11 protein-coding genes are annotated in these 12,024 nt (G+C 38.3%); 8 read left to right on the forward strand and 3 right to left on the reverse strand.

The window, feature by feature from the left end; genetic code table 11:
- Positions 1 to 12: 12 nt before the first annotated feature.
- The 3 genes from ACMX3D_RS28655 to ACMX3D_RS28665 all read left to right on the forward strand — a co-directional run bounded on the left by ACMX3D_RS28655 (position 13) and on the right by ACMX3D_RS28665 (position 3,442).
- Positions 13 to 1,239 carry a DUF1501 domain-containing protein gene (locus tag ACMX3D_RS28655; protein ID WP_482749152.1) on the forward strand — a complete coding sequence of 409 codons (1,227 nt, stop codon included), beginning with the start codon at positions 13 to 15 and terminating at the stop codon, positions 1,237 to 1,239.
- Between the two features lie 368 nt (positions 1,240 to 1,607).
- The gene (locus ACMX3D_RS28660; protein WP_482749153.1) at positions 1,608 to 2,900 is read left to right on the forward strand and encodes an amino acid permease; all 1,293 of its coding nucleotides are present in this window, start codon (positions 1,608 to 1,610) and stop codon (positions 2,898 to 2,900) included.
- Positions 2,897 to 3,442, forward strand: a complete 546-nt coding sequence (locus ACMX3D_RS28665) for an RNA 2'-phosphotransferase (RefSeq protein WP_482749154.1) — start codon at positions 2,897 to 2,899, stop codon at positions 3,440 to 3,442. The genes ACMX3D_RS28660 and ACMX3D_RS28665 overlap by 4 nt, the downstream gene beginning before the upstream one ends.
- Positions 3,443 to 3,532: 90 nt before the next feature.
- On the opposite strand, the gene ACMX3D_RS28670 is transcribed toward ACMX3D_RS28665, so the two are convergent.
- Complete coding sequence (locus ACMX3D_RS28670; protein WP_482749155.1) at positions 3,533 to 3,961, reverse strand: hypothetical protein; 429 nt, start codon at positions 3,959 to 3,961, stop codon at positions 3,533 to 3,535.
- Between the two features lie 811 nt (positions 3,962 to 4,772).
- On the opposite strand from ACMX3D_RS28670, the gene crtA reads away from it, so the two are divergent.
- Together crtA and hpsJ-A are read left to right on the forward strand one after the other, a co-directional pair.
- Positions 4,773 to 5,651 (forward strand): cyanoexosortase A, encoded by an 879-nt coding sequence (crtA, locus tag ACMX3D_RS28675; protein WP_482749156.1) that lies wholly within the window; start codon positions 4,773 to 4,775, stop codon positions 5,649 to 5,651.
- Positions 5,652 to 5,975: 324 nt separating this feature from the next.
- Positions 5,976 to 6,695 carry an HpsJ-like protein, cyanoexosortase A-associated gene (gene hpsJ-A, locus ACMX3D_RS28680; RefSeq protein ID WP_482749157.1) on the forward strand — a complete coding sequence of 240 codons (720 nt, stop codon included), beginning with the start codon at positions 5,976 to 5,978 and terminating at the stop codon, positions 6,693 to 6,695.
- 102 nt (positions 6,696 to 6,797) lie between these two features.
- On the opposite strand, the gene rpe is transcribed toward hpsJ-A, so the two are convergent.
- Positions 6,798 to 7,505, reverse strand: a complete 708-nt coding sequence (gene rpe, locus ACMX3D_RS28685; RefSeq protein WP_482749158.1) for a ribulose-phosphate 3-epimerase — start codon at positions 7,503 to 7,505, stop codon at positions 6,798 to 6,800.
- A 153-nt stretch (positions 7,506 to 7,658) separates the two neighbouring features.
- Between rpe and ACMX3D_RS28690 the strand changes: the two genes are divergently transcribed.
- Both ACMX3D_RS28690 and ACMX3D_RS28695 read left to right on the forward strand, forming a co-directional pair.
- Positions 7,659 to 9,248, forward strand: coding sequence for a S8 family serine peptidase (locus ACMX3D_RS28690; RefSeq protein WP_482749159.1), 1,590 nt, complete (start codon positions 7,659 to 7,661; stop codon positions 9,246 to 9,248).
- A 249-nt stretch (positions 9,249 to 9,497) separates the two neighbouring features.
- Positions 9,498 to 10,826 carry a serpin family protein gene (locus ACMX3D_RS28695; protein WP_482749160.1) on the forward strand — a complete coding sequence of 443 codons (1,329 nt, stop codon included), beginning with the start codon at positions 9,498 to 9,500 and terminating at the stop codon, positions 10,824 to 10,826.
- Between the two features lie 136 nt (positions 10,827 to 10,962).
- Here the strand turns inward: ACMX3D_RS28695 and ACMX3D_RS28700 are convergent, their stop codons facing one another.
- The gene (locus ACMX3D_RS28700) at positions 10,963 to 11,364 is read right to left on the reverse strand and encodes a nuclease A inhibitor family protein (RefSeq protein ID WP_482749161.1); all 402 of its coding nucleotides are present in this window, start codon (positions 11,362 to 11,364) and stop codon (positions 10,963 to 10,965) included.
- Between the two features lie 190 nt (positions 11,365 to 11,554).
- Between ACMX3D_RS28700 and ACMX3D_RS28705 the strand changes: the two genes are divergently transcribed.
- Positions 11,555 to 11,947, forward strand: a complete 393-nt coding sequence (locus ACMX3D_RS28705; protein WP_482749162.1) for an MAPEG family protein — start codon at positions 11,555 to 11,557, stop codon at positions 11,945 to 11,947.
- Positions 11,948 to 12,024: the final 77 nt, after the last annotated feature.

The raw sequence follows: 12,024 nt of genomic DNA on the forward strand, positions 1-12,024 counted from the left end.
AGAATTACCAAGATGAAAAGACGTGATTTTCTCATCCAAGCAGGACTATTTTCGACAACTGCGATCGCATCGGTCAGCTGTAATAGTTGGGTCGTTAGATCTGCAACCACTAAAAGCGATAGACAGCGGTTGATTGTGATTTTTATGCGTGGTGGTGCAGATGGTTTAAATATAGTAGTTCCTTACGCAGAGCCAGCTTACTATCAAGCACGACCAAAAATCGCTATTCCCAAACCTGGTAAAAAGAACGGAGTTTTAGATTTAGATGGACGCTTTGGCTTACATCCAGCCTTAGCACCATTAATGCCTCTGTGGCAACAAGGTAATTTAGCCTTTGTTCATGCTTGTGGTTCCCCTGATCCCACGCGTTCTCATTTTGACGCGCAGTTATATATGGAAATTGGAATTCCCGGAAACCAACGAATTAACGAAGGCTGGATGAATCGCTTATTGGCTAATCTCTCCCACAAAACACCCATCCAAGCCGTCAGTTTAGGTACTAAAAAACCCCGAATTTTGTATGGTCGAATGCCAGTTGCTAACTTAGCCACAGGCAGAAATGCTAACAAACCATTGCCATTAGATCGACCACCAGTAGAAGCAGCCTTTAACCAACTGTACAGTGGTAGTGATGTTCTCAGCCAAACTTATAGTCAAGGAAGAATTGCCCGTCAAGCCTTGAAAACTGATTTCGCTGAAGAAATGAAAATGGCTAATAATGGCGCACCGCTACCCAACGGCTTTTCTGGTGATGCACAACAATTAGGAAAACTCATGGCTCAAGACCCCAGAATTGAGTTAGGGTTTATGGCATTGGGTGGTTGGGATACCCATGTTGATCAAGGCGGCAGTACTGGTTCTTTAGCTAAAAGTTTAGGAAGTTTAGGTAAGGGGTTAGCTACTTTAGCCAAAAGTTTAGGCCCTGCTTACCAAAACACAGTTATTTTAGTCATATCTGAATTTGGTCGGACATTACGGGAAAATGGCAATCATGGCACTGATCATGGCCACGGAAATGTTATGTGGGTTTTAGGTGGAAAAGTTCGTGGTGGTAAAGTTTATGGCGAATGGCCAGGTTTAGAAACAGCCCAACTTTATGAAAAACGAGACTTGGCAATTACTACTGATTTTCGAGATGTAATTTCGACTGTGTTAGAACGACATATGTCTGTGAATGACAAGCAACTGAGCCAAGTTTTCCCCAGTTATGTTCCGCAGCAAAGAATAGCGCTGTTATAGCAGGGAGTAGGGAACAGGGAACAGGGAACAGGTTGGAAAGCTTACTGTCCTTGTTTGATAATTAGGGCTTGTCCTAATCTATGCGGCGACCGCTATGTCTTGAAATTTGTTGACGGTTAACTGTCACAGTCAACAAATTTTTTTCTGAATGTAGGTATTATTTATAACGCAGTACGTTTCAGATAAGATAATTTGTTATGTTGTGTAAACCAGTAGAGACGCGAAATTTCGCGTCTCTACAAACCTAGTATTATCACCAGATAACCCTAACTGAACCGTATTAATTTCTAACCATTTTTTTTAACACTGATTAAACAAAAGTTTTTGCTAAGATAATTTGTTACATAACTTAACATTGTCTTTTAGCTATGACCACAATTAAGACAACTTTCCAGACACATCAAGAAGAAGTCACACGATTGTTCTCCCATCTACAAGTTGATGGTAACAAGCTGACTCATCAACCAGGTAGTGTATTGGGAAGCACGGCCTTAGTTGCAGGTACAACCGTTGGCGCTGGGATTTTGGCATTACCAGCGGTGACATTACCTTCTGGAGTAATCCCATCTACAGTTCTGTTGATTGCTGTTTGGCTGTATGCGTTAGTTTCTGGGTTGTTAATTGCCGAAGTTAGCATTAACACCATGCGTTTAGCAGGCCGTCCGAGTGTAGGTTTATTGGCAATGATAGAAAACACCCTAGGGTTTGCCGGGGCGCGGATTGCTGGTGCTGCTTATCTGTTACTACACTATGCTTTATTAGTAGCGTATGTTACCCAAGGTGGAGAAATTTTGATATCTGCGGTTTCCCATCTGTGGGGTGTACAGCACTCGTTACCTGGATGGGTGGGGACTACCACTTTTACACTGCTGTTTGGCAGCATTATGTATTTAGGACGAGAAAAATTTATTGAAAAATTAAATAACTTATTGGTGGGAATTGTGCTTGCATCTTTCCTCGGACTATTGTTGCTAGGAATAACTCAAGTTAAAGGTGTACATTTTTTATTTCAGAACTGGAGTGCGTTAGGCACTGCCATACCAGTTATGCTAGTGGCAATGTTTTACCATAACGTTGTGCCAGTCGTAGTTACGCAGTTAGAAGGAGATAGCCGCAAAATTCGGCAATCGATTATCATTGGTTCAGCAATTCCTTTGATCATGTTTTTAGCTTGGAATGCTGTGATTTTGGGCAGTGTCAGTCCAGATATGATCAGTGGTGATGGTACTGTATTTGATCCACTACAAGTTCTGCGTACAGGTGGTGGTGGAGAATGGTTAGGGTTATTAGTATCTATTTTTTCAGAGTTTGCGATCGCCACATCTTTTATCGGATTTGTTTACGGGTTGCTTGATTTTTTTAAAGATATTTCTGCAAATATTCAAAATGAACCCAGCCGTCGCTTACCTTTATATTCACTGGTTTTACTACCACCCATCGGCTTAGGTGCAATCAGCCCCAGCATTTTCTTTACGGCTTTAGATTTTGCAGGTACCTATAGCATTTCTATTTTAGGTGGCATCATTCCCGCATTGGCAACATGGAAACAACGTCAACAACTGCAACACTCAAATCAACTTGTTCCTGGCGGTAAACTGACATTGATTGTGATGATTGGAGTTGCATCGGGCATTATCTTCAAACAAATTCTTTCTTTATGAACAATCCCCGCCTAGTCAAGATTAGTAAATTCTTAAGCAAATATCTCCGCCACCAACCAGAATCTTTAGGAATCACACTAGCACCTGGTGGCTGGGTTGCAGTTGATGAACTTTTAGCTGCTTGTGCAAAAAATCAGTTTCCCATTTCTCGCCAAGAATTAGCCGCAGTAGTCGCCACCAACGATAAACAACGCTTTAGTTTCGATTCTACAGGTACTCTGATTCGCGCTAACCAAGGCCACAGCATAGAAATTGATTTACAATTACTACCGACTGTCCCTCCTGATGTGTTGTATCACGGTACAGGACACAAAGCCGTCGAGTCCATCCTGCAAACAGGACTTTGCAAAATGTCTCGCCATCATGTTCATTTATCACGGGATATTACTACAGCCAAAACAGTCGGCGCACGACACGGTAAACCCGTTGTTTTTGCGGTGGATGCAATAGCTATGCATCAGGCGGGTTACTTATTCTACTGTTCTGATAATGGTGTTTGGTTAGTAGATGCTGTACCGCCTGAATATCTGCGCCAGATATGAATATCAAATTGAAGCAGAATGCAGAAAGAATTAAAGACATTTCTTTCCTTATTCTCTAGTTTCTACTTTTTATGCGATCGCCTGGGAAAATTAGAATCTATTACTAGGCAAAAATAGCAAATCTATAACTTCACCAACAAATAAACCAGATCCTGCCAGGAAGGTTAACATCCGAAATGAATCTCGTTTGTTCAAGCCCGCAAAACGCATTTCTAAATCAGCTAAAAATGTAGTTGCTATTGGTATAAGAAACAAGCTAAACAATAGCGACCAAGTTGCAACTAAAGCAATTGATGTACCTAAACATAAAATAACAATTAAAATTTTAGAACCAAATGCTGTTAACTCTTCCAGCCAAGCATTACTCCTGCGAACAACAGCAATAGCTACAGCAGCAATAAAAGCCCCTACTAACCAAATAATGTGATGCACAGCCAGATACCATCCCAGTAAGGCATAAGCCAGCCACAGTAGTACCAGAGGCATCACGGGAATCTTATTTACAAATTCCGCGCTCATAATTTTTAATAATGCTCATAATTCTAAAATTGATTACTTAAATTCTAAACACAACTAGGTTTTAGTAATTTTTTCTAAATTACTAATTAATATTTTGTAAATATCTTACACAAAAACAAAAGCTAGGAAACATTTAAATATTCAAAATGCTAGTTGCCAGATTTTGGCAAATATATAACTTACAACGTCAGGAAGCTATAGCAGTCGAAGCATAGATAATGATAAAGACTAATGATCAAACGTGGACACTGAGCGACTTTAAAGCCTATTCCCCGTTGCCTGTTCCCTATTGCCTGCCATATCAACAAACTAAATTTAAAAGCAACAAATCTTCTGAAGGTTAGATGTGCTTTAGAGATTAGTATGAATCATACACAAATTCTTGACAAGATCAATAAGTATAAAACAATACTTTAATTACTGTGATTTGAAAATAAATTTACATAATTTTCATGAAAAGACTAAAGTCATTTTTAGGAAAAAAGCTTTATATTACAGCATTTATAGCTGATTATGAAATAAGTGTCAGAAATTTTTTAAATTAAAGATTTAATAAAAATTCATAAAAATGGTTGATTATATTTACTTAAAAGGTAATCTTAGTTACTAAATGCTTTGGGAAAGATTACTTAAAAATTTTTATTATTCGCAAGTTAATAACAATTTAACTATTTATCACCTCTAGATTTAACTAGCATAAGTCAGCAATGCTACTTTGAGAAAAGTATTTTGCAGAATCAGTCTACGCTTGCGAAGGATTAGAAAAAATTGTTATCTAAACTTTGATTTTAGCTGTTTAATCGTGAAGCACATGAAAGCGACAGACATTTTGAATCAACCACTAAAAAATCCCCAATTTTGGTTATTAGGGATAGGCGGAGGATTGGTTGCAATACTTTTAACCGTAATTTGGAAGGCTAACGATGATTCACATCTAGGAATGACTGTTTTAGCTTTATTTGCTGTAGCTTCATTATTAGGTGATAAAAAACATAAACTGAAATTAGAAAGTGATGTTATTTCGAGCGTTTTAGGTACAGTTTTAATAGCGATCGTACTTTGGTATAGTACTCACTTTCCTCAAGGAAAATTATTTGCAGTCTATACTCACATATCACCACTTATTGCTGCTCTTGGACTGAGTTTACTGGCTTCTGGATTGAAGGGATTAAAGCAATATTGGCAAGAACTAGTTATTATTTTTTTTGCTGGCGTACCTAAAGTCTTAATTTTTAGTTTGCTAGATATTACCCCATTATCTGTTTTAACTGCCAAATTTTCCACCTTAATACTTTGGTATACGGGGTTTGAAGTACATCTCCAAGATGTCTATATAAATTTACCAACTGGTGGTATTAAAGTTGCAGAAAACTGTGCAGGTATAGAATGGATATGCCATCTTTTAGGATTATCTGTAATTGGTTTATTGATGTTTCCTCCTGCCCCTCAAAAAAGAATCTTAGTTCCTATTGTGGCTGTAATTATCGCTTTTATTGTTAATGCAGTACGAGTTGCAATTTTAGCTGTTATCGCGGCTAATCAAAACCAACAAGCATTTAAGTTTTGGCACGTCGGAGATGGTTCTTTAATATTTGGGATGATGACAGTCATGATTTTTGGTTTATTTTATTGGTTCTTACTCAATCAAGAGGAAGCGAAAAAAAGTCTTACAAGGTCTAAAACCCAATGATAATTTGGAGTAAACTACGTATTCTTTTGTTAGCTGCAACTTTAGGCTGTGTCATGTTAGTTTTTGTGAATCTGTTACAAAAACAAATTGGTAAAAAGCCCAAACTCGAAGAATACAGAAGTAAAGCTGACATTAGTGAATTTCATAAAAACTATTTTTGCCAAAGTGTACAGAATCAAAGAAATGATATTATGTAATGATTCATGAGTAAATTGTATAAATTTTATTATTTAGTATTAACCAATAAGTAATAAAACTCCCAAAAATCTTCTAATTTTTTTGTGGCTTTAGGCTGAACTTACCTTTGTAACATTTGCTAAAAACATGACAAAATCAAACACTGATAAATTTATTCCTGTAGTTCAAGAGTTGCAGGAATTTGCTTTCAGCCAAGTAGGCTCAATGACTATTTTGCGAGTCCTTGGTTATGGGCTATTGTTGCTTGCTTTATTCGATATAGTTGAAACCTTTGTTCCACCTAGCTTTATGAATCCCGTTTGGGAATTTCAAACTTTTGGTGCAATAGTTGAAAGAATACCCGTTACTTTAATTGGTTTGGCGTTAGTATTTTATGGTGAGCTACAAGCACGAAATAAGTGGGAATTTTTAACTTTAAGATTTTTATCTTGGCTAAGCTTATTGTTAGCGATAATCTTTATATTACTTGTCCCCGTTGGTGTAAGTAACACTGTGAGACTGAGTAAACAAAGTTATACTCAGATTAATAATTTATCTCAGCAACAACTCACGCAAGCGGAACAAGTTGAGCAACGACTGAGCCAAGCTAAACCAGAACAAATAGAAAGTTTTCTCAAAAGTCAAGGTCGTTCAATAGATGCAAATAATCCTAAAGAATTGAAAGAAAAAGTCTTATCAGAAGTTTCTCAAGCTAAAGAGAAAATCAAACTTCAAGCTAAAGCTAATCAATCTACGCAGCGGTTGAATTTACTGAAAAATTCGGTTAAATGGAATCTGGGAGCCTTAGTGACATCTGCTCTATTTTTCGTCATTTGGAGAACTACAAATTGGGCAAGAAGTAAGTAAGATAGCTATATTTTCTTTTCAATTTCAGCCAAACAAAAAAGTAGGGTAGACCAATAAAAATAATTGTCTACCCTACTTTGATTAACGGAAAACTTTACTCAATTAAACTTTTGCTAGTTCTGGTGTAGGACGCTTGCTGTTGCGAATATTTGTGATTGCTTCAGCATAATCTTTGGCGTTAAATACAGCTGAACCGGCAACAATTGCATTAGCACCAGCTTCTAAAACCTGCCAAGTGTTGTTTGCTTTTAGTCCACCATCTACTTCAATCCAGGGGTCAAGTCCGCGCTCATCGCACATCTGACGCAGCTTTCTAATTTTAGGTAATACACCAGGAATGAAGCTTTGACCACCGAAGCCGGGGTTAACGCTCATGATTAATACTAAATCGCAAAGTTCCAACACGTACTCAATGAATTCTAGTGGTGTGGAAGGATTGAGTACTACCCCTGCTTGTTTACCGAGTTCTTTAATTTGACCAAGAGTGCGGTGCAGGTGTGGTGAAGCATTATGTTCAGCATGTACAGAGATAATATCTGCACCTGCTTTAGCAAAGTCTTCTACATACTTTTCTGGTTCCACAATCATCAAGTGGACATCCAGAGGTTTTGTAGTAACTGGACGAATCGCCTCCACAACCAGAGGGCCTATCGTAATATTAGGTACAAAGCGACCGTCCATTACATCAACATGAATCCAATCCGCTCCAGCTGCGTCTACCGCGCGAATTTCATCACCCAGACGACTAAAATCGGCTGATAGGATAGATGGAGCAATCACAATGGGCTTTTCAGATCGGTTTTGGGTCATGGCTAGTGGGTTTTTAAGCGTCCTCGTCTGTAAGCATTGTAACAAAATACTGTAACAAAATATTGAGTGATCCTAATTAATTTAATGTTGCTTTTGGAGGCAAGCGGCAGAAAAAAGTAAAACTGTGGACTATTGACTATTGACTACTAATCTATGAACAAAAAACTAAACTGGATAATTTGGAGTTTGAGTGCTTCTTGTTTGAGTGTGCCGGTACTGGCTACAGGATTACAAACTTCCATAGGAACAAATGGTATTGATGCTTTAAAACTACATCAGCCTCCTTACAATTTAATTGGTCGGAAGATAGCCATTGGCCAAGTAGAAATCGGTCGTCCGGGAATGTTTGGTTGGGATAAAGCAGTCTCGAAAAATCGCACCATATCTTTAGCAGCAGTTTTCTTACGCAATGGCCCAGCGAAATCAAATACAGGCGTTGACCCCCACGCTTACAACGTCGCTGGTGTGATGGTGAGTACAGACAAAGGTCTACCAGGAATAGCGCCGGGAGCAAGACTGTATTCTTCTGCGGTAGGTTCTACCAAAAATATGGGTCAGCCAGAAGAGTGCTTGTCAGCGCAACACATTGCGTTACAAAACAGCGGTGATATCCGCGCGATTAATTTTAGCTTTGGTGAACCGCTTAATCGTGATCCGCGACCAGATGCTGTTCTAGATGGGAATGCTTTATTAACATTGTGTGTTGACTGGTCGAGTCGTGTTCACGATGTTTTGTATGCGATCGCAGGCAATCAAGGTAAAGGTGGTATTCCGATTCCTACTGATAATTTTAATGGAGTTAACGTGGCTTTTTCATCCCGTCGCGGCGGGATTTTTAATAAAGTAGACGTTTCTAACCTTGCAGGTTTGAATCAGGGAGTCAGTGGCAGGTTAGCTGGAAGAGAATTTAATATTGATGGTCGTCGCTCTATCAGCATAGTTGCACCTGGTAGTAATATACCTTTGTTGAATCCTGACGGCAAAATTAATAAAGCTACAGGTACAAGTTTTGCTGCACCTCATGTGACGGCGACGGTAGCTTTGTTACAGGAATTTGGTGATCGCCAATTACGAGCCAAAAAACCTAATTGGAGTGTTGATAGCCGTCGTCATCAAGTGATGAAAGCGGTTTTACTAAATTCAGCCGATAAAATTCAAGATAGTGGTGATGGCTTGCGCTTGGGGATGACGCGCACACTCATCGATAAACAAAATCAAGATTGGTTAGATTCAGACGCTTATAAAGACCCGAAAATTCCCTTAAATGCTCAAATGGGTACAGGTCATTTAAATGCGTTTCGCGCTTATCAACAATTTAGCGCTGGTCAATGGCAACCAGCAAAGGCTGTCCCAGCCATTGGTTGGGATTATCGAGAAGTCACTGCGGGGACTGCTGTTGATTATCAATTAACAAAACCTTTAAAGCAGGGGAGTTTTGTTTCTATCACCCTCAGTTGGGATAGATTGGTCGAGTTGAGCGATCGCAATCAAAACCAGCTGTATGATGTCGGCGAAACTTTTAGCGATAAGGGATTAAATAACCTCGACCTCTACTTAGTAAAAGCTGATGCCAAAAATTCTGAAGCTAGTGCTGTTTGTTCTTCCATCAGTCCAATTGATAGTATCGAACATATTTTCTGCCCCGTTCCTGCTAATGGCAATTACAAAATCCGTGTCCAATTTCGCCAACAAGTAAACGCTGCAACTCAACCTTATGCTTTGGCTTGGTGGACTGTAAATTGAAGTATGAAGTCTAAATATTGACAAAGGAACAGAAATATTCATTGTGAAAAACTAATTAAATTGCTCTGTGTCCAAATTATTCGGACAAAAATTTTACCCCTGTTGCCTGTTCCCTATTCCCTATTGCCTGTTTATTGCCGTTACCAAAACTGTAACCGTCAAGCTTTGATGCCCCTGCTAATGCAATAGTTAATCATTAACGCATTTTTAGCATCAATCTTGATTAATTTTGGTAAGTGAGGTAGAAGAATGACTCGGCAAAAGTTTAGCGGTATGAAAGAAAATTTTCTGCAAAGACGTTACGCTGTAAGCTTAGGAAGGCGTTACGTACTAGCAGCCGCTAGTGTCGTTTTGTTTAGTGTATTAGGTTGTTCTCAAGTTAATAGTAATAGTGATGCCCTTGCCGACACTAAAATGCCTCAACCAGAGTTACCATTGCAAAAAAAAACAGTAAATCCTGATACTAAACTGATAAATGCCAATAATAAATTTGGCTTCAAGCTGTTTTCAGAAATCCTCAAAGAAGAAAGTAGCGAGAAAAACATTTTTATCTCACCTTCTAGTTTAGCGATCGCCTTAGCTATGACCTACAACGGTGCTAGTGGTTCTACCCAACAGGCAATGGCTAAAACATTAGAGTTACAAGGCATGAGTCTGGCAGACATTAACTCTAGTTATGCAACCTTGAAACGTCTATTAGAAAATCCCGACGCTAATGTGCAGTTAAATATTGCTAACTCACTTTGGGTAAATAAAGATGTCAGTTTGCGCCCAGATTTCTTGCAAAGAAACCAAGAATTCTACAAAGCTAAGGTAGCTAATTTAGACTTTCAAGATACATCTGCTTTAAGTACAATCAATAGCTGGGTTAACGATAATACACGCGGCAAAATCAACAAAATAGTTGATAAAATCGAAGCGAATCAAGTGTTGTTTTTGATTAATGCCATATACTTTAAAGGGCAATGGAGTGAAAAGTTTGATAAAAATCAAACCGCTGAATATCCTTTTTACATGGCATCTGGTCAGCAAAAACAACACCCAATGATGTCGCAAGAAGGCGAGTATAAATATTATGAAAACGAGCAATTCCAAGCAGTAAGTTTACCTTACGGTAAAAATGGCAAAATCAGCTTTTACATCTTTCTACCGAAACAAAACTCTAATCTCAAAACCTTTTATCAAAACTTAAATGCTGAGAACTGGGAAAAATGGCTCAAACAATTCCATAGCCAAGAAGGTTTAATTCGCCTACCCCGGTTTAAAACTGACTACGAAGTGACACTCAACGATGCGCTGAAAGCGTTAGGTATGCAAGAAGCTTTTAGCAAGCAAGCTAACTTTTCTGGTATTGGGAAAAATTTGGCTATTAGTCAGGTAAAGCACAAAACTTTTGTGGAAGTTAATGAAGAAGGCACAGAAGCAGCTGCGGCTACATCGGTAGGGATAGTAGCAACATCTTTGAGACAAAAGCCAGAACCATTCCGAATGATTGTTGACCGTCCCTTCTTTTGTGCCATCCGAGATAATCAAACAGGTAGTCTTTTATTTATGGGTTCAATTCTGGAGCCTAGCTAAGTTTAGGTATGGATTTAAAATTCTTACCACTAGCCTTGATAAAGCTGGATTTTTACGAGTGCGAGAAGTTGTAAGAAGGGTTTTGCTCCGGGAATGCTATCAGCATTGACCAAATATAAATGACTGAGATATTGCATTAGGTTTCTACAACTTTTGTAGAAATTCCAGCTAAATCACCGGATGAAGTTTTCCCAATAATATAGACATCAATATCTATCGTGCCTAAACGATAAACTTTGATATCTGTGAGATTATCCTTGAGTGTTTTGACCAGCGCTTGAAATTTTTGTACATCTTGTTTTTGAATTTCATCTTGCCATTCTTTTTCTTCAGCACAGTTACGAAAGAAATAGTCTAATTCTCCTGTTTCAATTGGGGTTTCTGGTGGATGATTTGTTAACTGGAGAAGTTTTTCATTAGTCACATTTTCTTGAGCTTGACCAGGCCAGAAAACAACTTCAAAAGGATAATCAGATTCACTCATCATGAGCAAACCATGAGAAGTTTGCTGAAGCTTTTCGGTAATTTTGTTAGTCATAAAACTGATTTTGTGATAATAAATCTAAGCTGTAATTTTTACAGCATATATATAAATCTACTTAAATTTTAATAATATCCTAATCACTGAAGTAAGCGCTCAAATTTTATGAAAATATATTTCTTTTTTAGGTGTTTACGCATTGATGAGACTAAAGAATTATACTTTGTTGGTAAACGAGGATTTTGATATGTCGCCCTGGACTAGTCTCATTACTGCTTTGACACTATTACTGTACTTGGTAATCACAATTAATGTTGGTCGAGCTAGAGCCAAATATAAAGTAGCACCTCCCCAAATGACAGGAGATGCCAACTTTGAACGAGTGCTGCGCGTTCAGCAGAATACCTTAGAACAAGTAATTTTATTTCTACCTGGTTTATGGTTATTCTCTTTCTACGTCAACCCATTGTGGGGAGCAATTATTGGTGCTATTTGGCTTATAGGTCGAATTGTTTATGCTTGGGGATATTATCAGGCGGCCGAAAAACGGATGATTGGCTTTGGCATCGGTGCTATTAGTGGAATGGTGCTTCTTTTGGGTTCGCTGATTGGTATTATTCAAACTTTGCTAAATTCATAAATTACGGTAGAGCGTTAATTTAACGCTCTACATAAAGAAATGACTCCGCTATATGAAACAATAAACTGATTGAAAGA

The organism is Anabaena sp. TISTR 8404 (genome assembly GCF_056847745.1).